Source organism: Streptomyces sp. NPDC090442 (assembly GCF_044769405.1).
Classification (GTDB): Bacteria; Actinomycetota; Actinomycetes; order Streptomycetales; family Streptomycetaceae; genus Streptomyces.
Genome location: NZ_JBIVXW010000042.1, coordinates 53,898 through 77,456, shown reverse-complemented (window position 1 = coordinate 77,456; position 23,559 = coordinate 53,898). Strand labels below are relative to the sequence as shown.

The 23,559-nt window shown below is 73.4% G+C and carries 18 protein-coding genes and 1 pseudogene; 11 read left to right on the top strand and 8 right to left on the bottom strand.

Annotated elements, in window-relative coordinates; genetic code table 11:
• The first annotated feature begins 94 nt into the window (after nt 1–94).
• Nucleotides 95–1,531 (top strand): Gfo/Idh/MocA family protein, encoded by a 1,437-nt coding sequence (locus ACIQU6_RS27275; protein ID WP_403484319.1) that lies wholly within the window; start codon nt 95–97, stop codon nt 1,529–1,531.
• A gap of 65 nt (nt 1,532–1,596) precedes the next feature.
• Here the strand turns inward: ACIQU6_RS27275 and ACIQU6_RS27270 are convergent, their stop codons facing one another.
• Together ACIQU6_RS27270 and ACIQU6_RS27265 are read right to left on the bottom strand one after the other, a co-directional pair.
• Entirely contained in the window at nt 1,597–2,970 is a 1,374-nt protein-coding gene (locus tag ACIQU6_RS27270) for a cation:dicarboxylate symporter family transporter (RefSeq protein WP_403484318.1), read from the bottom strand.
• A 175-nt stretch (nt 2,971–3,145) separates the two neighbouring features.
• On the bottom strand, nt 3,146–3,913 hold the full coding sequence (locus ACIQU6_RS27265; RefSeq protein WP_403484317.1) for a hypothetical protein: 768 nt from the start codon (nt 3,911–3,913) through the stop codon (nt 3,146–3,148).
• A gap of 260 nt (nt 3,914–4,173) precedes the next feature.
• Between ACIQU6_RS27265 and ACIQU6_RS27260 the strand changes: the two genes are divergently transcribed.
• Together ACIQU6_RS27260 and ACIQU6_RS27255 are read left to right on the top strand one after the other, a co-directional pair.
• The gene (locus ACIQU6_RS27260; protein WP_403484316.1) at nt 4,174–6,189 is read left to right on the top strand and encodes an ABC transporter transmembrane domain-containing protein; all 2,016 of its coding nucleotides are present in this window, start codon (nt 4,174–4,176) and stop codon (nt 6,187–6,189) included.
• Nucleotides 6,186–7,970 carry an ABC transporter ATP-binding protein gene (locus ACIQU6_RS27255; protein WP_403484315.1) on the top strand — a complete coding sequence of 595 codons (1,785 nt, stop codon included), beginning with the start codon at nt 6,186–6,188 and terminating at the stop codon, nt 7,968–7,970. The genes ACIQU6_RS27260 and ACIQU6_RS27255 overlap by 4 nt, the downstream gene beginning before the upstream one ends.
• A gap of 233 nt (nt 7,971–8,203) precedes the next feature.
• On the opposite strand, the gene ACIQU6_RS27250 is transcribed toward ACIQU6_RS27255, so the two are convergent.
• Complete coding sequence (locus ACIQU6_RS27250) at nt 8,204–8,995, bottom strand: metal-dependent hydrolase (RefSeq protein WP_403484314.1); 792 nt, start codon at nt 8,993–8,995, stop codon at nt 8,204–8,206.
• Nucleotides 8,996–9,266: 271 nt separating this feature from the next.
• Between ACIQU6_RS27250 and ACIQU6_RS27245 the strand changes: the two genes are divergently transcribed.
• From ACIQU6_RS27245 to ACIQU6_RS27235, 3 genes are read left to right on the top strand one after another with little or no spacing between them, the layout of a single operon-like run.
• The gene (locus tag ACIQU6_RS27245; RefSeq protein WP_403484313.1) at nt 9,267–11,780 is read left to right on the top strand and encodes a DEAD/DEAH box helicase; all 2,514 of its coding nucleotides are present in this window, start codon (nt 9,267–9,269) and stop codon (nt 11,778–11,780) included.
• A gap of 49 nt (nt 11,781–11,829) precedes the next feature.
• Nucleotides 11,830–12,702, top strand: coding sequence for an acyl-CoA thioesterase (locus ACIQU6_RS27240; RefSeq protein ID WP_403484312.1), 873 nt, complete (start codon nt 11,830–11,832; stop codon nt 12,700–12,702).
• 44 nt (nt 12,703–12,746) lie between these two features.
• Nucleotides 12,747–13,001, top strand: a complete 255-nt coding sequence (locus ACIQU6_RS27235) for a hypothetical protein (RefSeq protein WP_403484311.1) — start codon at nt 12,747–12,749, stop codon at nt 12,999–13,001.
• A 123-nt stretch (nt 13,002–13,124) separates the two neighbouring features.
• Here the strand turns inward: ACIQU6_RS27235 and ACIQU6_RS27230 are convergent, their stop codons facing one another.
• Both ACIQU6_RS27230 and ACIQU6_RS27225 read right to left on the bottom strand, forming a co-directional pair.
• Nucleotides 13,125–14,015, bottom strand: coding sequence for a DUF6397 family protein (locus ACIQU6_RS27230; RefSeq protein ID WP_403484310.1), 891 nt, complete (start codon nt 14,013–14,015; stop codon nt 13,125–13,127).
• Nucleotides 14,016–14,087: 72 nt separating this feature from the next.
• A complete protein-coding gene (locus ACIQU6_RS27225; RefSeq protein ID WP_383418407.1) occupies nt 14,088–14,507 on the bottom strand; it encodes a roadblock/LC7 domain-containing protein in 420 nt (139 codons plus the stop codon).
• A 176-nt stretch (nt 14,508–14,683) separates the two neighbouring features.
• Between ACIQU6_RS27225 and ACIQU6_RS27220 the strand changes: the two are divergent.
• Nucleotides 14,684–15,100, top strand: a pseudogene (locus ACIQU6_RS27220) (PPOX class F420-dependent oxidoreductase).
• Nucleotides 15,101–15,157: 57 nt separating this feature from the next.
• On the opposite strand, the gene ACIQU6_RS27215 reads toward ACIQU6_RS27220, so the two are convergent.
• Nucleotides 15,158–15,754, bottom strand: coding sequence for a GTP-binding protein (locus tag ACIQU6_RS27215; RefSeq protein ID WP_403484309.1), 597 nt, complete (start codon nt 15,752–15,754; stop codon nt 15,158–15,160).
• Between the two features lie 274 nt (nt 15,755–16,028).
• On the opposite strand from ACIQU6_RS27215, the gene ACIQU6_RS27210 reads away from it, so the two are divergent.
• Together ACIQU6_RS27210 and ACIQU6_RS27205 are read left to right on the top strand one after the other, a co-directional pair.
• Nucleotides 16,029–17,519, top strand: a complete 1,491-nt coding sequence (locus tag ACIQU6_RS27210) for a purine-cytosine permease family protein (protein WP_403484308.1) — start codon at nt 16,029–16,031, stop codon at nt 17,517–17,519.
• Nucleotides 17,516–18,127: a class I SAM-dependent methyltransferase gene (locus tag ACIQU6_RS27205; RefSeq protein ID WP_403484307.1), complete on the top strand. Its 612-nt coding sequence runs from the start codon at nt 17,516–17,518 to the stop codon at nt 18,125–18,127. The genes ACIQU6_RS27210 and ACIQU6_RS27205 overlap by 4 nt, the downstream gene beginning before the upstream one ends.
• A 25-nt stretch (nt 18,128–18,152) precedes the next feature.
• Here the strand turns inward: ACIQU6_RS27205 and ACIQU6_RS27200 are convergent, their stop codons facing one another.
• Complete coding sequence (locus ACIQU6_RS27200) at nt 18,153–19,064, bottom strand: oxygenase MpaB family protein (RefSeq protein WP_403484306.1); 912 nt, start codon at nt 19,062–19,064, stop codon at nt 18,153–18,155.
• Nucleotides 19,065–19,278: 214 nt separating this feature from the next.
• Between ACIQU6_RS27200 and ACIQU6_RS27195 the strand changes: the two genes are divergently transcribed.
• Entirely contained in the window at nt 19,279–20,064 is a 786-nt protein-coding gene (locus ACIQU6_RS27195; protein WP_403484305.1) for a hypothetical protein, read from the top strand.
• A gap of 51 nt (nt 20,065–20,115) precedes the next feature.
• On the opposite strand, the gene ACIQU6_RS27190 is transcribed toward ACIQU6_RS27195, so the two are convergent.
• Nucleotides 20,116–20,298 carry a hypothetical protein gene (locus tag ACIQU6_RS27190; protein ID WP_274912171.1) on the bottom strand — a complete coding sequence of 61 codons (183 nt, stop codon included), beginning with the start codon at nt 20,296–20,298 and terminating at the stop codon, nt 20,116–20,118.
• Between the two features lie 147 nt (nt 20,299–20,445).
• Between ACIQU6_RS27190 and ACIQU6_RS27185 the strand changes: the two genes are divergently transcribed.
• Nucleotides 20,446–23,556, top strand: a complete 3,111-nt coding sequence (locus ACIQU6_RS27185) for a DEAD/DEAH box helicase (RefSeq protein ID WP_403484304.1) — start codon at nt 20,446–20,448, stop codon at nt 23,554–23,556.
• Nucleotides 23,557–23,559: the final 3 nt, after the last annotated feature.

The window sequence follows — 23,559 nt, the reverse complement described above, 5'->3', positions numbered from 1 at the left end:
AATGTGCCCTCTTGTGCCCCAGGCCGCCCAACCGTCAAGGTCCTCACCGAGGTTCACGACTGTCCCGCGTACGATCCGCTCCCTTGGAGGACCGATGCACGAGGCACCACCGCAGAACCAGGAGCCCGAGGAGACCGGCCCCAGCCGCCGCTCGGTGCTGTGGACCGCGGGCGCGGCGGGCGCCGCCGGGCTGGGACTCGCCGCTCTCGGCACCGGCCCGGCGGCCGCGGCCGCACCCGGCGCGGCCGGCACCGCCGACGCCGCCGCAACCGCCCCGAAGCCGCAGGGCAAGACCATGATCGGGGTGCCGTTCGCGCCGCGCGGCACGGTGCGGGTCGGCATCATCGGCCTCGGCAACCGGGGCGACAGCATGATCGACCTCTTCCTGGCGGTGCCGCACGTGCGCGTGGTGGCGCTCTGCGACCCGGTGAAGGAGAAGGTCGCCAAGGCCGTCGCGAAGGTCACCAAGGCCGGCCAACCCGCCCCGGCCGTCTACACCAACGGGGACCACGACTTCGAAAACCTCTGCCGGCGCACCGACATCGACTTCGTCTACGCGGCGACGCCCTGGGACCGGCACTTCGAGATGGCGAAGACCGCCCTGCTCAACGGCAAGCACGTGGGCACCGAATGCCCGCTGGCGCTGCGCCTGGACCAGCTCTGGGAACTGGTGGACCTCTCGGAGCGCACCCGCAGACACTGCCTCCAGTTGGAGAACTGCTGTTACGGCAGAAACGAGATGCGGGTGCTGCGGATGGCGCACGCCGGCCTCTTCGGCGAACTGCTGCACGGCGCCGGGGCGTACCTCCACGACCTGCGGGGCCTGATGTTCGACCCGAAGTACTACGAGGGGCCCTGGCGCCGGCTGTGGCACACCCGGCTGCGCGGCGACCTCTACCCCACCCACGGCTTCGGTCCGGTCGCCAACTACATGGACGTCAACCGCGGCGACCGGGTGGTGCGGATCGCCAGCTTCGGCACGCCCGCACTAGGCCTGGCCGCCTACCGCAAGCAGCACATGCCGCCCGGCGACCCGAGTTGGAAGGAGTCGTACGTCGAGAGCGACCGGACGATCAGCCTGGTGCAGACGGCCAAGGGCCGGGTGATCCGGCTGGAGCACGACGTCTCCACCCCGCACCCGTACAGCCGGATCAACAGCCTCGGCGGGACCAGGGGGCTCTTCGAGGACTATCCCGAGCGGATCTATCTGGAGCCGGACCAGGGCAACGACGAGTGGGGCGACTTCGGCAGGTACACCGAGTGGGACCACTGGTTGTGGAAGGAGCACGCCAACCCGCCCGGCGGCCACGGCGGGATGGACTACATGCTGGTCTTCCGGCTGACCCAGTGCCTGCGCCTGGGCCTGGTGCCGGACTTCGACGTCTATGACGCGGCGACCTGGTCCGCGCCGGTGCCGCTGAGCGACCGCTCGCTGCGGGCGAAGGGCGTGCCGCAGGAGATCCCGGACTTCACCCGGGGGCTGTGGCACAAGGCGCGGCCCGGGATGGACTCGCCCAAGCCGGCCGAGTAGCGGGGGACTTGTCCCCGGCACGACTCCGGGGTCCGGTGGCGGGTGGGCCGCCGGACCCCGGTGGGTCACTGCTCGCCGGGGGCGACGGCGGTGCCGTCCGGCTTCTGCTGGCCGGCGGGGGCGGTCGCCGCCGGCGACCGCCCGGCCGGGGCCGCGCCGGCCAGCACCTGCTTCGCCGTCACCCGGTCCAGCGCACCCTCCCAACGGGACACCGCGAAGACCGCGACGCAGTTGCCGAGCAGGTTGGTCGCCACCCGCATCGAGTCCATGATCCGGTCGACGCCGAGCAGCAGGGCGACCGCGGCGGCCGGGATGACGCCGAGCGCGGAGGCGGTCGCGGAGAGCGCCAGGAACGCCGAACCGGGCACCCCCGCCATGCCCTTGCTGGTCAGCATCAGCACCAGTACGACGGTGAGTTGCTGACCGAGCGAGAGGTGCACGCCGATGGCCTGCGCGATGAAGAGGGTGCCGACGGAGAGGTAGATGGAGGCGCCGTCGAGGTTGAAGGAGTAGCCGGTGGGCAGCACCAGGCCCACCGCGTCGTCCCGGCAGCCGGCGGCGCGCAGCTTCTGCATCATCCGGGGCATCACCGTCTCGCTCGATCCGGTGCCCAGCGCCAGCAGCAGCTCCTCGCGGGTGTAGCGGACGAACTTCCACAGGCTCAGCCCGGTCACGGCCTTGAGGGCGAGGCCCAGCAGGACCAGGAAGACCAGCGCGACGCCGTAGCAGACCGCGATCAGCTTGCCGTACGTGGACATCGCGCCCAGCCCGTATTGGGCGACGAGGTGGGCGGTGGCCCCGAGGACCGCGAGCGGGGCGAGGCGCATGATGTAGCCGACGATGGTGAAGACCACGTCCTGGGTCTGCTCGATCAGCGGCAGCAACTGGGGCACCCGCTGCTGCCCGAGGTGCAGCAGCGCCGCGCCCACCAGGCAGGCCAGGACGAGGACTTGGAGCAGCGAGTTCTCGGCGAACGCGCCGACCGCGCTGTTCGGCAGGGCCTCCAGGACGAACTGGGCGGCGGAGGGCAGCTTTCCACCGCCGGTCTGGGCGTTCACCGCGCCCTTGTCGAGCGTGGCCGGGTCGATGTGCATCCCCGCGCCGGGCGCGAAGACGTTGCCCGCCAGCAGGCCCACGACCAGGGCGGCGCTGGTCGCGACCTCGAACCAGATCAGGGCCTTGACGCCGATCCGGCCGAAGGACTTGAGGTCGCCGGCCTTGGTGATGCCGGCGACCACGACGCAGAAGACGAGCGGGGAGATCACCGCCTTGATGAGGCGGACGAAGCCGTCGCCCAACGGCTGGAGCGAGCCGCCCGCCTGCGGCCAGAGGCGTCCTACCAGGACACCGAGCAGCAGGGCGAGCAGGACCTGGGCGAACAGGCTGGTGCGCAGCAGTCGTCCGGCACGGCGGACGAGGGTTCCGGTGGCGTGCGGCACGGGCACTCCTCCATGGACGGATTTTGGAGTACGGAAGTGGACTTCCGAAGTCCGCCACTATGGTCGGTCGCCGATCGCGCTGGAAGGGGGCGGTGCAACTTCCGGGAAAATCTTGGAGCTTGATCCAAGCAGAGCGGCGCGGTGGCCTCCCTCGCCCGGCCCGTCGCTCGCCGGTTCACCCCGACAGGTGCGCCTTGTCCCCCATCACCACCACCGGCTGCCGCGCCGGGTCGAGCGCCCGCAGCAGCGCCGCCATCGCCGGCTCGGCCACGCTGATGCAGGCCGAGGTCCCGCTCCCGTGGTCCACATGGAGCCAGACCCCGCCGCCCTTGGACTGCCCCTGTGGGCGCGTGGGGTCCAACGGGGAGGCACCCGCGACCCGGTTGTAGTCGATCGCCACCACGTAGTCGAAGTCGTGGCGGGTGTTCTTCGACCAGTACGACGGCGGGGTGAAGGCCGCCGAGTGGGTGTACGGCAGCCGGGTCCCCGGATCGGCGCGCACCCCGCCGGCGTCGGTCAGCCGGAACACCCCGACCGGGCTGCGCTGATCGTCCTCGTGGTGATCCACCGTCCACCCGCGCCGACCGTTGTGCGCCGGCCAACTCGCCTCGGACAGCCAGTCGTTGCCCGCACGGTCGTACAGCACCACGGTCGCGTCCGGGGAGTTCGGGCCCGCCCCGTACACCGCGACGACCTGGCGGCTGCCGGCCGGAATCCGGGCGCGCAGCGCGGCGCCGACCTCCGGGAGGTCCTTGTGACGGGTGGTGGCCGAGCCCCCGCGGGCCGGGCCGCCGGGCCGCTCCCGGGCCCCGGCCCCCTCGCCCTTGGCGTCCCGTCGCCCGTCGCCCCCGTGGCCGGCACCGCAACCGGCAAGCAGGACCGCCGTCGCCGCGGCCACCGCCGCCGCCCTCATCGCACCGCCCACCGTCCGCATGACGCCCATGCTCCCACCTCACCCTGACGGGTCATCGGCCCCCAACGAGCGGGACGGCAAAGCCGTTCCCGCGGCTTAACCACCTTTCTGGTGAAAAACGGTTTGAAGCCGGGCCCCTCAACGCGCCACGCTTCCCTGTGCCGCCGCTCGCGCCGGGGCCCGTCACGGCCGGCCGCGAGGGCCACTCCGGCCTGCGCCCAAGGCACCGCACCCGCCGCCGCCCGCGCGCGGCCCGTCCCTCGACCACCGCGACAACTCCCCTGGACATCATGCGCATTCGTGACCTACCCCATCCCGACCCCGGCGTCCCGGACGTCCGCAGCGGCGGCCGATTCCTCGTCTGGCTGTGCCGGCAACAGCGCGGCGGGCTGCTCAAGGCCCTCTTCTGGGGGCTGGTGCACATGGGCTCGCTGGCCGCCTTCCCGCTCCCGGTGGGCCTGGCCGTACAGGCCGCGGTCGACGGCCGCGGCTCCCGACTGGCGCTGGCGGGCGGGGTGTTGGCGCTGCTCGGCACCGCGGTCGCGGTCAGCGACATCATGCTGCACCGCGCGTCCGTGACCAACTGGATCGTCACGGTGGCCCGGATGCAGCAACTGCTCAGCCGCAAGACCGCGGAGCTGGGCGGGGCGATGACCCGACGGGTGGCCGCCGGCGAGATCGTGGCCGTCAGCACCGGTGACCTGGAGCGCATCGGCTGGTTCGTCGAGGCGCTCTCGCGGTTCACCGCGGCGCTGGTGGCCTCGGTCGGCGTCTGCCTGGCGCTCGTCGGCTACCAGCCCACGCTCGGCCTCGTCGTCGCCCTCGGCGCGCCCGTCCTGGCGCTGGCCGTGCTGCCGCTGCTGCCGCCGGCCACCCGCCGGGCCGACGACCAGCGGGACAAGGCCGGTCGGGCCACCGAACTCGCCTCCGACACCGTCGCCGGCCTCCGGGTGCTGCGCGGCATCGGCGGCGAGAGCCTCTTCCTCGGCCGCTACCGCGACGCCTCCCAGGAGGTCCGCCGGGCCGCCGTCCGCAGCGCCCGCATGTGGTCGCTGATCTCGGCCGTCCAGGTCGCGCTGCCGGGCCTGTTGCTGATCGCGGTGGTCTGGTACGGCGTCCGCCTCGCGCTCGACGGCAGCATCGCCATCGGCGAACTCGTCACCGTCTACGGCGCGGTGTCCTTCCTGCTGTACCCGCTGCGCCACTTCGAAGAGCTCACGATGTCCTGGTCGTTCTCCCTCCCCTCGGCGGGACGCACGGCCCGCGTGCTGGCGCTGAGCCGGCCGGTGGAAGGCCGGCTGACCGCCGCGGAGCCGCCCTCCGGCGACCTGCACGACCCGGTGAGCGGACTGACCGCCCGGGCCGGGCAGTTGACCGCCGTGGTCTGCGGCGACCCGGACGCCGCCGGCCGACTCGCCGACCGGCTCGGCGGCCACCCGCCGCACACCGACCCGCCCGGGCACCCGGATCTCCCCTCCGGCCTCGGCGCCGGCACTGACGTCGGGGCCGGCGTCGAGGTCGAAGCTGACGCCGTCGCGGCCACGATCCTCGGTCCGGATTCCGGCGAACCGGCACCGCCGCGCCACGCCGCGGGCCGACGCGACATGGACCACCACGCCCCGGACCACCACCACCCGGACCATTTCGACACCGTCAACTCCCTTGCGGAACCGGACCGTTCGCCCTCCGTCGCCCTCGGCGGCACCCCGCTGGACGACCTCCCCCGCGACACCGCCCGGGCCGTGGTGCTCGTCCAGGACAAGGACCCGGTGCTGCTCTCCGGGACGCTCGGGGAGCTCCTCGACGTCCCGGCATCCGGCCGGGTGACCGCCACCGCGGCACTCGACGCGGCCCACTGCGGCGATGTGCTGGCCGCGTTGGCCCGGGCGTCCGCCGACGACCGCGACGACCCGATGCGCGGCCGCCTCACCGAGCGCGGCCGGTCGCTCTCCGGCGGCCAGCGGCAGCGCCTGGCCCTGGCCCGCTCGCTGGTCGCCGACCCCGAGGTGCTGGTGCTGGACGAGCCGACCAGCGCGGTCGACGCCCACACCGAGGCCCGGGTCGCGGACGGACTGCGAGATATCAGGACCGGCCGCACGACCGTGGTCCTCACCTCCAGCCCGCTGCTCCTGGACCGCGCCGACCAGGTGGTGTTCGTCCAGGGCGGCAAGGTCGCCGGCGAGGCACCGCACCGCGAACTGCTCGTCACCCACCCCGAATACCGCGCCGTCGTCACCCGCGAACCCGACCCCGCCCCGGCCGCGTCGACGCCCCGCACCGAACCCACCATCGAGGAGACCGCATGATCGGCCTGGCCCCGCCGGAGCAGGACGCCGGCCCGCCACCGACCGCCGCCACCCTGCCGGTCGGCTCGCCGGCGACGGTCCGCGCCTATGTCGGCGAACTGATCCGCCGGCACCGCGGGCCGTTCACCGTGCTGGTCACCGTCAACGCCGTCGCGGTGATCGCCTCGATGGTCGGGCCCTACCTCCTCGGTGGGCTGGTCGAGGACCTGTCGGCGGGCCGCGGCGGACAGATCCAACTCGGCCGCACCATCGGCCTGTTCGCCCTCGCGCTGATCGTCCAGACGGTCTTCGTCCGGATGGTGCGGCTGCGCGGCGCGATGCTCGGCGAGCGGATGCTGGCGGACCTGCGCGAGGACTTCCTGGTCCGGTCGGTGGCGCTGCCACCGGGCGTCCTGGAGCGGGCCGGCACCGGCGACCTGCTGTCCCGGATCACCACCGACATCGACCGGCTCGCCGAGGCGATGCGGGAGGCCGTGCCGCAACTGTCGATCGGCGTGGTGTGGATCGGACTGCTGCTCGGCGGGCTCACCGTCACCGCCCCGCCGCTCGCGCTGTCCGTGCTGGTCGCGCTGCCGGTGCTGTTGGTGGGCTGCCGCTGGTACTTCAGGCGCGCGCCCGCCGCCTACCGCTCCGAGGCCGCCGGCTACGCCGCGGTCTCCGCCACCCTCACCGAGTCCGTGGACGCCGGCCGCACCATCGAGGCGCACCGGATGGGCGCCCGCCGGATCGCCCTGTCCGAGCGCCGGATCCGCACCTGGACCCAGTGGGAGCGCTACACCCTCTCCCTGCGCTCGGTCCTCTTCCCGGTCATCAACGTCACCCACGTGCTCATCCTCGGTGCGGTCGTGGTGCTCGGCGGGGCGTTCGTACTGCGCGGCTGGCTCACCCCGGGGCAGTTGACGACCGGCGCGCTGCTGGCCCAGATGCTGACCGAACCGGTCAACCTCGTGCTGCGCTGGTACGACGAGCTCCAGGTGGCCCAGGTGTCGATCGCCCGGCTCGTCGGCGTCCGGGAGATCGAGCCGGAGGCCGCCGACGCCTCGGCGGCGCCCGACGGCCGGGAGGTGCGCGCCGAGGACGTCACCTTCGGCTACCGCGCCGGCGTCGACGTGCTGCGCGAGGTGTCCCTGCGCGTCCGGCCGGGCAGCAGGGTGGCGCTGGTCGGCCCGTCGGGCGCCGGAAAGTCCACCCTGGGCCGGCTGTTGGCCGGCATCTACGGGCCGCGGGCCGGCTCGGTGTCTCTGGGGGGCACGGAGCTGTCCACGATGCCGACCGAGCGCGTCCGGGAGCACGTCGCCCTGGTCAACCAGGAGCACCACGTCTTCGTCGGGACGCTCCGGGACAACCTGCTGCTGGCCCGCACGGACGCGGCCGACGCCGAACTCTGGGCGGCGCTGGGCGCGGTGGACGCGGACGCCTGGGCCGGCGCGCTGCCCGGCGGCCTGGACGCCGAGGTGGGCTCCGGCGGCACGGCGCTGACCCCGGCCCAGGCCCAACAGATCGCGCTGGCCCGCCTGGTGTTGGCCGACCCGCACACCCTGGTCCTGGACGAGGCGACCTCGCTGCTGGACCCGCGCGCCGCCCGCCAGTTGGAGCGGTCCCTGGGCAAGGTCCTCGACGGCCGCACGGTCGTGGCCATCGCCCACCGGCTGCACACCGCGCACGACGCCGACGTCATCGCGGTCGTCGAGGACGGCCGGATCAGCGAACTGGGCAGCCACCGCGAACTGGTCGCGGCCGGCGGCGCATACGCGGCGCTGTGGCGCTCCTGGCACGGCTGAGCCGCAGACGACGCAGGGTGGTGCCCCGACATGCGGCGGTGCGCCACCCGGGCGCCGCTCCGCCGTGACACCCGTGACGCACGGGGCCGCCCCACCGGGCCACGCCCCCGACGCATCAGAACGGGCCGTCGATACGTCGGGCCGGACCGCCGGCGCTCCGCCCCGCATCCGCGCGGCGACGCGACGGACGCGACGGACGCGACGGACGCGACGGACGCGACGGACGCGACGGATCAGACGTAGCCCAAGGCCCCCAACGCCCCTATGGCGCCCAGCAGCATGAACACCGGCATCAGCACCTTCATCTCCACCCAGCTCCCGGCCCGGAACCGCATCGGCTTGGGGGTGCCCAGCGGGTACCACCGCTTCCGGCCTATCGGGATCGGCCACAGGATCGGACAGCCCGAGACGGTCAGCGCGTCGCCGATGTCGTGCACCAGCGCGCCCAACATGATCGGCAGGCCCAGCCAGAGGTACTCCTGCCCCGGCTCGGCGAACAGCCAGTTCGCGCCGTTGCCCGGCTCGTCCATCACCTGCGCCAGGATCCAGGCCGTCGCGGCGCCGAGCAGCCACACCAGCACGTCGCTGGAGACCCGCGCCGCCCGCCACAGCAGCCCTTCGATGGCGAGCACCATGTGCACGAAGAGGATGCCGAGCACCGCCCAGCGGCCACCCTCCGTGGCCAGCAGCGACATGCCCCCACCGACCAGCACCGCCCACAGCCAGGTGTGGGTCAGCGTCCGGTGCCCGCCGGAACGGTTCGCGTCGCCACGCATCTTGGTCGCCTTGTAGGCCGCGTGCGAGAGGGTGTCGACGACTTCGCACAGCCACCGCGACAGCGGCCCGAAGGCGCGCGAGATGGTGGCCGCCTTGTGGTCGAGGTCCGGAGCGAGCGCGGCCCCGGCACAGATCAGCGCACCACTGACCAGGACCGGCCAGGGCATCGGAGACCCGGCGCCGTAGGCCGCCGCTCCCACCCCCAGCCAGGCAGCGGCTCCCGACAGCGAGTGCGCCGGTCCCATCATGGTTGTTCCCCACCCCTTGTTCTGCGCTTCTGACACCCGGTCGGCAACTCAGCGTAGCGTCAAACGATCTCCGTCCGAGGAGCGGGTGCAGCGGCCCACCCGCCTCACCGACAGGGTCGGACACGGTCCGCACGCGGCCGTGCGCGGGGTGTGTGCCCCCTCGTGCGCCGGGGCGCACGACGGCCTCCCGCGACCGTCGTTGGTCTCCGGTTGATCTCCATCCGGAGCACCGGTTCCCGGATCCGGGTGCCGGGCAGGCAGTATGGGGGGCGTGACCCTCATCGATCATCTGCCGAACACCGCCGACCCCGACGCCCTCTTCGAAGCCTTTTCGGGCTGGGCCGAACAGCAGGGCATCGCGCTCTACCCTGCCCAGGAGGAGGCGCTGATCGAAGTGGTCTCGGGGGCGAACGTCGTGCTGTCCACCCCCACCGGCTCGGGCAAGAGCCTGGTGGCCGCCGGCGCGCACTTCACCGCCCTCGCCAACGATCAGGTCACCTTCTACACCGCACCGATCAAGGCGCTGGTCTCGGAGAAGTTCTTCGACCTGTGCAAGCTGTTCGGCACCGAGAACGTCGGGATGCTCACCGGCGACGCCTCCGTCAACTCCGACGCCCCGGTGATCTGCTGCACCGCCGAGGTCCTCGCCTCGATCGCGCTGCGTGACGGCAAGCACGCCGACATCGGCCAGGTCGTGATGGACGAGTTCCACTTCTACGCCGAACCGGACCGCGGCTGGGCCTGGCAGATCCCGCTGCTGGAGCTGCCGCAGGCCCAGTTCGTGCTGATGTCGGCGACGCTCGGCGACATGTCGCGCTTCGAGGAGGACCTGACCCGGCGCACCGGCCGGCCCACGTCGGTGGTCCGCTCCGCGACCCGGCCCGTGCCGCTGTCGTACGAGTACCGCACCACGGCGATGACGGAGACGCTGACCGAGCTGCTGGAGACCCGCCAGTCGCCGGTCTACATCGTGCACTTCACCCAGGCCGCCGCCGTGGAGCGGGCGCAGGCGCTGATGAGCATCAACATGTGCACCCGCGCCGAGAAGGACGAGATCGCCAAGCTGATCGGGAACTTCCGGTTCACCACCAAGTTCGGGCGGAACCTCTCGCGGTACGTCCGGCACGGCATCGGCGTGCACCACGCGGGCATGCTGCCGAAGTACCGACGGCTGGTGGAGAAGCTGGCGCAGGCGGGGCTGCTGAAGGTGATCTGCGGCACCGACACCCTTGGCGTGGGCGTCAACGTCCCCATCCGCACGGTGCTGTTCACCGCGCTGACCAAGTACGACGGGACGCGGGTGCGGACGCTGCGGGCGCGGGAGTTCCACCAGATCGCGGGCCGCGCCGGGCGGGCCGGCTTCGACACCGCGGGCTTCGTGGTGGCACAGGCACCCGAGCACGTGGTGGAGAACGAGAAGGCGCTGGCCAAGGCGGGCGACGATCCGAAGAAGCGCCGCAAGGTGGTCCGCAAGAAGGCGCCGGAGGGCTTCGTCAACTGGAACGAGAACACCTTCGAGAAGTTGATCGCCTCCGATCCGGAGCCGCTGACGTCCCGTTTCCGGGTGACGCACGCGATGCTGCTGTCGGTGATCGCCCGGCCGGGCAATGCGTTCGAGGCGATGCGGCGGCTGTTGGAGGACAACCACGAGCCGCGCCGGAACCAACTGCGCCACATCCGCCGCGCGATCGCGATCTACCGTTCCCTCGTGGACGGCGGCATCGTCGAGCGGCTCCCGGAGCCGGACGCGGAGGGCCGGATCGTCCGGCTCACCGTGGACCTCCAGCAGGACTTCGCGCTCAACCAGCCGCTGTCGACGTTCGCACTGGCCGCGTTCGACCTGCTCGACCCCGAATCCCCCTCCTACGCCCTGGACATGGTCTCGGTGGTGGAGTCGACGCTGGACGACCCCCGGCAGATCCTGGCCGCCCAGCAGAACAAGGCGCGCGGCGAGGCCGTCGCGCAGATGAAGGCCGACGGCGTCGAGTACGAGGAGCGCATGGAGCGCCTCATGGACGTCGAGTACCCCAAGCCGCTGGACGAGATCCTTTCGCACGCCTACGGCCTCTACCGCAAGAGCCACCCGTGGGTCGGCGACCACCCGCTGTCGCCGAAGTCGGTCATCCGCGACATGTACGAACGCGCCATGACCTTCACGGAGTTCACCTCCTTCTACGAGCTGGCACGCACCGAGGGCATCGTGCTGCGCTACCTCGCCAGCGCGTACAAGGCGCTGGACCACACCGTGCCGGACGATCTGAAGTCGGAGGACTTCCAGGACATCGTGGCCTGGCTGGGCGAGATGGTCCGGCAGGTCGACTCCAGCCTGCTGGACGAGTGGGAGCAACTGGCCAACCCGGAGGTGGAGACGGCGGAGGAGGCGGCCGAGCGCGCCGACCAGGTCCGGCCGGTCACCGCCAACGCCCGGGCGTTCCGCGTGCTGGTCCGCAACGCGATGTTCCGGCGGGTGGAGCTGGCGGCGCTGGACAAGGTCGAGGAACTCGGCGAGATGGACGGCGAGTCCGGCTGGGACGCCGACGCCTGGGGCGAGGCGATGGACGCCTACTGGGACGAGTACGAGGACCTGGGCACCGGCCCGGACGCCCGCGGCCCCAAGCTCCTGCAGATCGAGGAGGATGCCGAGCACGGGCTGTGGAAGGTGCGGCAGACTTTCGCCGACCCGAACGGTGACCACGACTGGGGCATCTCGGCCGAGGTGGATCTGGCCGCCTCCGACGAGGAGGGTCGCGCCGTCGTGCGGGTCACCGAGGTGGGGCAGTTGTGAGGCGGCGGCCTCGACCGAGGCCGCCGGGGAAGACGACGGAGGGCCACCGGTGACGACGAATCCGGCCGAGAAACTGGTCGATCTGCTGGACCTCGAACAGATCGAGGTCAACATCTTCCGGGGCCGCAGCCCCCAGGAGAGCCTCCAGCGGGTCTTCGGCGGGCAGGTCGCCGGCCAGGCGCTGGTGGCCGCCGGGCGGACCACGGACGGGGACCGCCCGGTCCACTCGCTGCACGCGTACTTCCTCCGGCCGGGCCGGCCGGGGGTGCCGATCGTGTACCAGGTCGAACGCGTCCGGGACGGGCGGTCGTTCACCACCCGCCGGGTCGTCGCCGTCCAGCAGGGACGCACGATCTTCAATCTGACCGCCTCCTTCCACAAGCCGGAACCCGGCTTCGAACACCAACTGCCGATGCACCGGGCGCTGCCGGACCCGGAGGAACTGCCCAACGTCGCGGAAGAGGTCCGCGCGCACCTGGGCGGTCTGCCCGAGGCGCTGGAACGGATGGCGCGCCGGCAGCCGTTCGACATCCGGTACGTCGACCGGCTGCGCTGGACGCCGGACGAGATCGAGGGCGCGGAGCCGCGCAGCGCGGTGTGGATGCGCGCCGTCGGGCCGCTGGGCGACGACCCGTTGGTGCACACCTGTGCGCTGACCTACGCCAGCGATATGACGTTGCTGGACGCGGTCCGCATCCCGATCGAGCCCCTGTGGGGCCCGCGCGGCTTCGACATGGCCTCCCTCGATCACGCGATGTGGTTCCACCGCCCGTTCCGCGCGGACGAGTGGTTCCTCTACGACCAGGAGTCCCCGATCGCCACCGGCGGCCGGGGTCTGGCCCGCGGCCGCATCTACGACCGCGCCGGCCGCCTGCTGGTCTCCGTCGTCCAGGAGGGGCTGTTCCGCACGTTGGGCGACTGACGGGGCCCGCACGGTGCGCGGCGCCGACGTCCTACGCTCGGCTCATGGACTTCACCCTCACCGCGGCCGAGCAGGCCGTCGTCCGCCAGATCGCCGCCCGCCTGCGGGCCGGCGCGCCCCCGACGGACGACGATCTGGCCGACGAACTGGGCGACGAGGCCCGCCCGCTGCTGCAGTCCCTGCTCGACAAGGGCTGGCTGGTCGTCGGCGCGGAGCGCACCGTGACCCTGTCGACGATCGCCCGCGCCGTGCTGTCGGAGCCGTCGGACCAGGGGGACGCCGGACAACCCCACCGGTGACGGTGGGCGACGCCTCCCGGCCCACCATCCGCGCAGCCGCATCCCCGCCCGCCCTGGCCGGATCGGGTGCCGCGAGCGGGCGTGCCGGGCGCCGCGACGCCGCGGAGACCCGTCAGAAGCGCCCTAGCCGCGCAGGGTGAGGTTTCTGGCCCCGGCCGGCCAGGTGGGGGCGTTCCGCAGGCTCGGTGGCCGGCCGGTGCGCTGGGCGGCCGCGGGGCGGGCCCGGCCCGGGTCCTCCCGGCGGGCGGTTTCCAGGGCGCGGGAGAGATTGACGCGGTACCACAGCACCTCGTCGAACTCCTCCGCGACCAGGGCCCGTTCGAAGGACTCCCGGGCCGCCGGGGTCGCCGCGATCGCGGAGGCGAGGGCGGGCCGGAGCCGGCGGAGCACCGCGCGCTCCAGCGCGTCCTCGGCCACCGACGCCAGCTCCTCCGGCGGCAGGACGGCGGCGATCACCGCCGCCGACTCCCATGGATCGTCGGTCCGACCCATGAGTTGGGCGACCCTCCGGCTGCGCCACTGGCGGGCCCGCCAGTCCTGCCCGCTGGTGAGCATCACCCGCATCGCGATCGGGGTGTTGCCCCGCAGCAGCTCCGGCTCCCGGTCGGCGAACTCCGCGATCTCCGCCGCGAGATAGAGCCAGACCACGGCGCCGAAGCGGTTCACATAGAAGCGGACCGGGCCCACGCAGCCGGCGCGGGTGAGCCGCAGCGCCCGGCCGGGGCCGACGCCCATCAGCGCGGCCGCCTCATGCGTGGTGACCGTACGGAGGCGGCTGCGGAGCGCCTCGGGAAAGCCCGGCTCGATCTGGAGGCGGGCGACCTCCTCCGCCGGCACCCGGCGTCGGCCGGGCGGCCCTCCGCTTCCCTGCCGGCCGTCGGACCCGGCCGGGACCGTACGGACCTCCCCGAGCTGGACGGCGAGCTCGAACTCGCCCGTCCGCAACTGGAGTTCCTGGGCGGCACGCCCCGTCGAGAGCGTCTGCTGCCCGTCGCACATCACTGTCACCGTCATGGTGGTCTCCCCCTGCGACTCGTTCGTCGTTCACTGACGGTTACGACGTTAGCCGCTGACAGTGACAGTGCGTCAACGCTCGCTTCGGGCCTGTGGATAACTCTCCGGCCGGCGGGCCGCGACGCCCAGGTGCTCCCCGACGCGGTTGACCAACAGCGTCATCTCGTAGGCGATCTGGCCCATGTCGGCGTCGGCGCCGGCCAGCACGCACAGACAACTGCCGTCCCCCGCCGCCGTCACGAACAACACCCCGTCGTCGTACTCGATCATCGTCTGCCGCACCCGACCGACGCCGAAGTGCAGCGCGGATCCCTTCGCGAGGCTGTGCAGTCCGGAGGCGACCGCGGCGAGGTGCTCGGCGTCCGCCCCCGCCAGCTCCTGGCTCGCGCCGGTCACCAGCCCGTCGTTGGACAACACCAACGCGTGCCGCACCAACTCGACTCGTTTGGTCAGGTCGTCCAGCAGCCAGTCGAGTCCGCTGCTCAGTGCCATGCCGCTCCCTCCCCGTATCCCCGTCCGCGGTCTGGCCGGACGGCAGTTCGCGGCCCGTCGGCGGGCCGCCGTGCCAGCCTGTCCCACCTCCGCCGTCTCGGCAAGCGGCCCCGCAGCGGCGAGCCACGTGCGGTGCTGCTGGTGCCGACGGCGAGGATGGCGGCATGGCACACAGGATGACGAAGGATGAGTGGCGGGCGTTCCTTTCCGAGGGCACCTGAACCGGAAAACTCTCGACGGTGCGGGCCGACGGCAGTCCGCACGTCGCCCCGGTGTGGTTCCTCCTGGACGGTGACGAGTTGCTGTTCAACACCGGTCGGGACACGGTCAAGGGCCGCAATCTGGCCCACGACGGCAGGGTGGCGCTGTGCGTCGACGACGAGCGGCCGCCGTTCTCGTTCGTGGTCGTGCAGGGGACGGCGGAGCTGGGCGACGAACTGTCGGACGTGCGGCACTGGGCGACCCGGATCGCGGCGCGCTACGTGGGCGAGGAGCGCGCGGAGGAGTACGGGGCTCGCAACGGCGTCCCGGGCGAACTGGTGGTGCGGGTCCGGATCGACAAGGTGGTGGCGCTCGCCGGGGTCGCGGACTGAGGAACGGGCCCGCTGGCCGGCGCCAGCGCTCGGTACCGAACGGCCCGCCGGGCCCACCTACCGGGCGGAGTGCCTCCGTCCGGCGTGCTCGACCAGCCGGACCAGCACCTCCTTGCCCGAGTCGCGGTCCCGGGCGTCGCACAGCACGACGGGCGTCCCGCGCCCCAGATCCAGGGCGCGGGAGACCTCGTCGGCCCCGTAGGAGCCGGCCCCCGGGAAGCAGTTGACGGCCACGACGAACGGCAGGTCGCGGCGCTCGAAGTAGTCCACGGCCGGGAAGCAGTCCGGCAGCCGCCGGGTGTCGGCCAGTACCACCGCGCCCAGCGCCCCCTCGGAGAGGTCGTCCCACAGGAACCAGAAGCGGTCCTGGCCCGGGGTGCCGAAGAGGTACAGGGAGAGCCCGGCCCGTATGGTGATGCGGCCGAAGTCCATCGCCACGGTGGTGCTGGTCTTGCCCACCACTCCCCCGGCGTCGTCGACCACCCGTCCCGCCTCGCTGAGTTGCTCCTCGGTACGCAGCGGCCGGATCTCGCTCACCGCGCCCACCAGGGTCGTCTTGCCCACCCCGAAACCACCCGCCACCAGGACCTTCAGGGCCATATCGGGGGCAGGGGGTGGGGGCGTGTCCTCCGGGGGCCCTTGCACGGCGTTCATCGGCCGTCTCCTCCAAGGTGCGAGGTCCCGCGCGGCGCGGGTGTGCGGATCCAGGGCACAGCGATGGGGCCGGGTGCGGCACCGCGTGCCGTCCGGAACCATGGCGAGGACCGTACCTCCCGCTGATCGGGATGTCCTCGGATTCGGGAAAGCCGGTGCCGGCCCGTACCGTGCGCCTGCTTTCGGCCATGCCCGCCGCGGACCGGGCCGCCTCGGGCCGGAGTTGCCGTACAGGCGTTCCCCGCCCGCGCCGGCCATGGGGAATCATGTGCGCATGACGCAGCAGCGGGCGACGCGGTCGCCCAAGCGGCACCCGACGGCCGCCGGGGCCAACGCCTCGGCGGCGACCGTGGAACGCAACGGCATCAACCCGGTGCCGGACGCCGAACGGCACGGCGCGCCACGGGCGTTGTTCTGGCCCTGGGCCGCCTCCGGGCTGTCCCTGCTCGGCATCGCCTACGGGATCTACGTCATGGGTCTTGGCCTCAACGCCTGGCAGGCGGTGGTCACCGGGACGGTGGGCTATGTGCTGTCGTTCCTCCTGGTGGGCCTGGTGTCGGTGGCCGGGGCGCGGACCGGCGCGCCCACCATGGCCATCGGGCGGACCGTCTTCGGCCGTCGGGGCAACGCGCTGCCCACCGTGTTCAGTTACGTCTCCAACGTCGGCTGGGAGACGGTCCTGGTCGCGCTCTCCTCCCTGGGCGGCGCCACCATCCTGGCGCGCGTTGCGCCGGCGGTCTTCGCGCGGGCGGACGGGCGGACGCCGACCACCGGGGCGCAGGCCCTGTGCTTCGCCGTGACCGCCGTGACGGTGGTGGTCGTCGGCGTCTACGGGCACGCGCTGATCATGAAGGTGCAGAAGTACCTGACCGCCGCCATCACCGCGATGACCGCGGCCTACCTGGTGCTGATGGCGGACCGGATCCACCTCTCCGCCCTCGGGGCGGGCCGGCCGGCCACTCTCGGCACCGCCATCGGGGGCGTGGTCTTCGCGACGACCCTGTTGGGGCTGGGGTGGGTCAACTGTGCCGCGGACTACAGCCGTTACCTGCCGCGGGACAGCAGCGCCCGGGCCATCACCGGCTGGACGACACTGGGCGGGGTGCTGGCCCCGGTGGTGCTGCTGGTCTTCGGGGTGCTGCTGAACGCCGGCGACCCCAAGCTGGCCGCCGCGGCCGCCGCCGACCCGGTGGGCGCGCTGGCGGCCACGCTGCCCACCTGGTTCCTGGTGCCCTATCTGCTCACCGCCATCGGGGGGTTCGCCTCCGGGGCGATCATGGACATCTACAGTTCGGGGATGTCGCTGCTGGCCCTCGGGGCGCCCGTGCGCCGACACCTCGCGGTGCTGGTGGACGGGGCGTTGATGGCCGTCGGCGGCTGGTACGTTCTGTTCGTCTCGCCCAGCTTCTTCGCCACGTTCCAGGCGTTCCTGTCGGTGGTCGGGGTGGCGATGGCCGCGTGGACGGCGGTCTTCCTGGTGGAGCGGTGGCGCGCCCGGCGCTCCGGTACCGGGCCGGCCGCGGCGCCCGCCGTCAGGTGGCCCGCGCTCCTCTCGCTCACCGTGGCCACCGCCGTCGGACTCGGCCTGATCACCTCCGCCGACCCCAACATCGCCCGCGCCACCGGCTTTCTGCTCGGCGACGGCGCCGCGCACGGCACGCTGGGCGCCATGAACCTCGGCGTGGTGGCCGCGCTGCTCGTCGCGGGCGTCCTCTACGCCCTCACCGCCCCGCTGACCCGTACCGCACCCGAAGGAGACCGATGACCGGCCCGCAGAGCAGCCAACCGCACGACGTCCGCGCGTTCTTCGGCGTCCGCGCCGCCGGCTGGGACGCCAAGTTCCCCGACGACGGCCCCGCCTACGCCGCCGGCGTGGCCGAGTTGGGCCTCCGGCCGGGCCAGCGGGTGCTGGACGCCGGCTGCGGCACCGGACGCGCCCTGCCGACCCTCAGGGCGGCCGTGGGGGCGCACGGGACGGTGCTGGGTGCGGATCTCACCCCGGAGATGCTGGCGGCCGCCGTGCGGGCCGGACGGGGCGCCTGCGCGGGCCTGTTGCTCGCCGATGTGGCCCGACTCCCGCTCCCGTCCGCGGCGTTGGACGCCGTGTTCGCCGCCGGGCTGATCTCCCATCTGTCCGACTCCGCTGGCGGGCTGGCCGAACTCGCCAGAGTGGTGCGCCCCGGTGGGCGGCTGGCGCTCTTCCACCCCATCGGGCGGGCCGCCCTGGCCGCCCGCAAGGGGCACTCGCTCACCCCCGACGACCTGCGAGCCGAGCCCCGGCTGCGGCCCCTCCTGGCCGGCAGCGGCTGGGAGCTTCGCCAGTACACCGACGAGGACAGTCGCTATCTGGCACTGGCGGTCCGGCGGGGATGACGCGCCCCTGGCGGACCGCCGCGCCTCAGGACGCCGGGCCCTCCTGGGCAGGAGCGTCGCCGACGGGGTGAACGGGACAGCCGCCGAGCCCACGGGACTTGGGGAAGGTGCCGAGTTCGGCGACCCGGTAGCCGTTCGGGTAGCCCTTGATCTCGGGGTTCTGGCGGGCGTAGTGGGGCGTGCGGCGCGGTGGCAGCAGTCGCACGGCCTTGGCGCGCAGCTTCAGGGCCGTCCGCACCGCCGTCCGCACGGCGGGGCGGGGACGGTCGTAGCGGAAGGCGTCCAGCAGTGTGTCGTCCAGGAGGGCCTTGCTGGCGCCGCGCACCACGGGGGCCAGCGGGCCGTACCAGCCCGCCATCAGGTCCAGGGAGGCGTCGGCCACCCGACGGGCACCGGGGTCCCACCCGAAGTGCGCCTCCTCGTAGGCGTCCAGGCAGTTCTCGAAGTCCCGGTAGGTCTCCGGGATGTCGCTGATCCCCATGTGGCGGCCGAGGGTGCGGTAGTACGCGGCGATGGCGCGCTTCTCGTGTTCGCTCAGCCGCCGCCAGCCGTACCGCTCGATCCAGCGGATCGGGACCGCCACGAAGGTGCACAGCACATAGCGCATGTCCTCGTTGCTGATGTCGTAGCTGCGGTGCATCTGGTTGATGCGGCGGATCGCGGTCCGGCCCTCACTGCCCTCGAAACCGTGCTCTATGACGGTGTCCAGGAGCAACGCGGTGTCGTCGTACCGCTTTTGCGCGCGGTCCGTGAGCTCTGCGGTCTCGGCGAGCAACCGCCCGATGCTCGGCACCGCGTAGGTGCGGTAGAGGGCCAACTCCAGGGCCCTGGTGATGTCCCAGGGGAACTCGTGGGCGTAGGTGATGCGGTGGATCCGTAAGAAGTCCCGCTCGGGGTCGAGCCGTTGGATCTCCTTGAGCCAGTCGTAGCGCTGCACCGGTCGTCTGTCCCTTCGTCGCCGAAGTTCTCACAGTAAGGGCTGCGGAGAACACTCCGCCCCGGAGGAGACCGCGTTGCCGCCGCCCCTCCCAGCCGGCGGCCCCGCGTCCCGGTACCGGTGGCATCGTCGCAGCGTACGGCTGGTGACAAGGTCGCTCCCGGCCAATTAGGGTGCGCGGCAAAAGTGCGGACCCGATGGAGGGAGACCCGGCGTGCCCACGACCGAGAGCGGCGACGGCGATCAGTTGTTGGTGCTGACGGCGGTGCTGCTCACCCCCGCGCAGTTCCCGAGCGTGCTCGGCGACGACTATCCCGAGGTGTGCGCGGGGCTCGGTCTCGAACCGTACGCGGAGGGCTACGGGTTGTTGCTCGGGCAGGACGGCACCGGGGCGCGCTGGACCGTGGCCACCGAGGACGTGTCGCTGGTGGCCTGCGCGATCGCGGCCTGGGACTGCGGCATGGAGTACGACCTGTCGCCGGGCGAGGAGAGCATGGTGGCGGCGCTGCCGGGCTGGCCGCTGGCGCTCGCGGTGTCGGCCCCCGGGGTCCCGCAGCCGCACGACCCGGAGCCGCAGAAGGGCGACCGGGCACCGCTGGCGCCGCCGGACGCCGCCGACTGGGGGCCCGCCCAACGGCGGCTGGGCGCGGACGAGATAGCGCTCCAGTGGGCCTCCTGGCGCGCCCAGGTCGAGGACGCGGACGTGACCTTCGCGGAGCCCGGCGAGGAGCGGCACCGGGGCGTGCGGCGGGTGCTGGCCGAGGCACGCGGCTATGTGGCCGATCCGCCGCCGCCCGGCCGGGTGCGGTCGTCGTTCGCCGCGGGCGGGGCCCGCACGCTGCGGGTCGACGGGCCGGGGTGGAGCATGGTGGCCCGCACCGACGACATCGCGCTCGTCCTGTTGGACGACGAGCCGGGCCAGGTGCACCCGGTGGGCAGGGGGCCCGAACTGCCCGGCCTGCTGGCCTCGTTGGACGGGCTGGCGGCCCGCCCCGTCTGACGGCGGCGCACCGGGACCGCGCTCATCCGCGGCCCGGTGCGGCCCGTCGATTCAGCGGCCGAGCTCCTTGCGGCTCGCCCTGCGCAGCCGGCGCCGCTGGGAGGGGTCCAGCGTCAGATACGCGGCGGCCGGGATCCCGACCATGACCAAAACGGCCGCCCAGAAGGGCAGCAGCCACAGCAGGATCACTCCCACCGCGACGCCGCCGATCGCGACCTTCGCCTGTGTGGACATCCTTCACGCCCTTTCTGCGGCGCGTGCCGCGCTCCGTCGTATTCCATTGAACGCCGGTTCGGCGCCGGAGGTTCCCTCACGGGGCGGATCGTGCTGTACCCTCGGCCGCTCCACGCCCAGTAGTCAAATTTGAGGAGTACCGGTCCAGTGGGTTCCCTCCCCTCCGTCCCGCCCGCACTGCTCTCCGTGCTCTCCGGCTGCGCGGCGGTCTTCCTGCCGTCGGACCCGCCGCGGCTCGGGCGGGTCGCCTTCTGGCATCCGGGCGGCGAGGGCGCCCTGGACGCCGTCGTACGGGACACCTCCCCCGGGGACGGCGAACGAGCGCCTGTGCTGGAGGACCTGCCGGTCGCGTTGCCCACCGGACCGGCGGGCAACGCCTCGGCCGAAGACGGCGCTGACGGTATCGCCGTGCGTGCCGTGCCGGCCCTGGTGCTGCCGGTCGCCGAGGCGCTCCCCCATCTCACCCGTATACGGTGCCGCCGCGACGCCCATCCGGCCGCCGCCTTCTGGGGCGCGGCCGCCCTGTTGGCGCTCCACCTCACGGCCCGCGGTCGGCTGCTGCCCGGCCTGTCCCCCACCGACCGCGACGCCTGGCGAGCCGGTCCGCTCGACCCGGACGACATGGCGCGGCTGCGCGAGCTGGCCGCCGCGATGCCACCGCATGCCCACGCCACCCCGCTCCCCGGTTCCGCCCCGGTGCGGCTGCCGGAACCGGAACACCAGGTGCGGGCCTTCCTGGACGCGGTCGCCGACGGGCTGCCCCGTACGCCCGCCGCCGAACTCGCCGCCGGCGGACCGGCGTTCGCCGCGCCGGCCCCGCGGCGCCTCCCCGAGCTGCGGCCCTGGGCGGCGGAGGTGGCCGCCGGGCACGACGCGGGGGTGCGGCTCTCCCTGCGGGTGGAGGTGCACGGCGTGGACCTGGGGCGGCCGGCGGTACCGGCGGCGACCGGGGAGCCCACGGGTGCGTCGGGTACGCCCCGAGGGCGGGCGGGAAGCGGGGCGGCGGACCCGTTGGCGGGCGGTGGCGGCGAGGCGCTCGCTACCGAGGGGGCGGACGTCGCGCCCTCGGGGGCGACGTTCTCCGCCGTCGTCCAGGTGCACAGCGCCGCCGACCCCACCGTGGTCGCCGACGTCGCCGAGGTGTGGGCGGGCACGGCGCCGTCGGGACGCGAGTTCGGCGCGCGGGCGCGGGCGGAGGCGCTGCTGACGCTGCGCCGGGCGGCCGGGGCCTGGGAGCCGCTGACGCCGCTGCTGAGCGCCGCGGTGCCCGACGCGCTGGAACTGGCGGACGAGGAGGTCGCCGAGCTGCTGGGGCCGGCCTCCGGCGCACTGGCCGCCGTCGGCGTCCGGGTCCACTGGCCCGAGGAACTGGCACGGACGCTGACCACGCGGGCCGTGGTGGGATCGCCGGACGGGCCGGACGCCGGCGCGTACGGGGCCGGGCCCGGTGGGGTGCCGTCGCTGGTCTCCGCCGACGCGCTGCTGTCGTTCAGCTGGCGGTTCGCCGTCGGCGACCGGGAGGTCGACCGGGCGGAGCTGGACCGGCTCGCCGAGGCCCGGCGCCCCCTGGTGCGCCTGCACGGCCGATGGGTCCTGCTGGACCCGGAGCAGGTGCGCGCCGCCCGGGAGCGCGAGGACCGCGCCGTCGCCCCGTTGGACGCCCTGGGGGTGGCGCTCACCGGTTCCGCCCTGGACGAGGACGGTCGACGGGTGGAGGTCCAAGCGGCCGGCTGGCTGGCGCAGTTGCGCGACCGGCTGGCCGACCCGGAGCGGGCGCAGGGGCCGTCCCTCGGCCAACCGTCCGGCCTCACCGCCACGTTGCGCGACTACCAGGTGCGCGGCCTGGACTGGCTGCACCGGATGACCTCGCTCGGCCTGGGCGGCTGCCTGGCCGACGACATGGGCCTGGGCAAGACCCTCACCCTGATCGCCCTGCATCTGCGCCGGCAGGCCGACCCGAGATCGGCGGGCCCCACGCTCGTGGTCTGCCCCACCTCCCTCATGGGCAACTGGCAGCGCGAGATCGAGAAGTTCGCGCCGGGGACGCCGGTGCGCCGCTTCCACTCCGGGCGACGGAGCCTTGACGGCCTCGCCGCCGGGGAGTTCGTCCTCACCACCTACGGGACGATGCGCCTGGACGCCACCAGACTGGCGCAGGCCGACTGGGGGCTGGTCGTCGCCGACGAGGCGCAGCACGTCAAGAACCCGTTCTCCGCCACCGCCGGGGCGCTGCGCGCGCTTCCCACCCGGGCCAGGGTGGCGCTGACCGGCACGCCGGTGGAGAACAACCTGACGGAGCTGTGGGCGATCCTGGACTGGACGACGCCGGGGCTGCTCGGGCCGCTGGCCCGGTTCCGGCGGCGGTACGCGCAACCCGTCGAGGGCGGCGCGGCCGGGTCCCCCGAGGCGGCCGCGGCGGCGCAGCGGCTGGCCCGGTTGGTGCGGCCGTTCCTGCTGCGCCGGCGCAAGTCCGACCCGGGGATCGCGCCCGAACTGCCGCCCAAGACGGAGACCGACCGGGCGGTGGCGCTCACCGCGGAACAGGCCGGGCTGTACGAGGCGGTGGTACGCGAAGGGCTCGACGAGATCGCCGGGACGGACGGGTTCGCCCGCCGGGGCCTGGTGGTCAAGCTGCTCACCGCGCTCAAGCAGATCTGCAACCACCCCGCGCACTACCTGAAGGAGCCGCCGGACGGGACCGACGCCGGCACCGTGCGCTTCGCCGGGCGCTCCGGCAAGACGGAACTCCTGGACGAACTGCTGGACACCCTGCTCGTCGAGGGCGCCGGCGTCCTGGTGTTCACCCAGTACGTGCAGATGGCGCGGCTGTTGGCCGGGCACCTGGCGGCGCGCGGGGTGGCCGCCCAACTCCTGCACGGCGGAACGCCGGTGGCCCGACGGGAGGAGATGGTGCGGCGCTTCCAGGAGGGGACGGTGCCGGTGTTCCTGCTGTCCCTGAAGGCGGCGGGGACGGGCCTGAACCTCACCCGGGCGTCGCACGTGGTGCACTTCGACCGCTGGTGGAATCCGGCGGTCGAGGCGCAGGCCACCGACCGGGCGTACCGCATCGGGCAGACCCAGCCGGTGCAGGTCCACCGGATGGTCACGGAGGGCACGGTCGAGGACCGGATCGCCGCACTGCTGGCCCGTAAGCAGCGGTTGGCGGACGCGGTCCTGGGTTCCGGGGAGGCCGCGCTGACCGAGCTGTCCGACGCGGAGCTGGCGGACCTGGTCGCCCTGCGCGGCGGCGAGCGATGAACA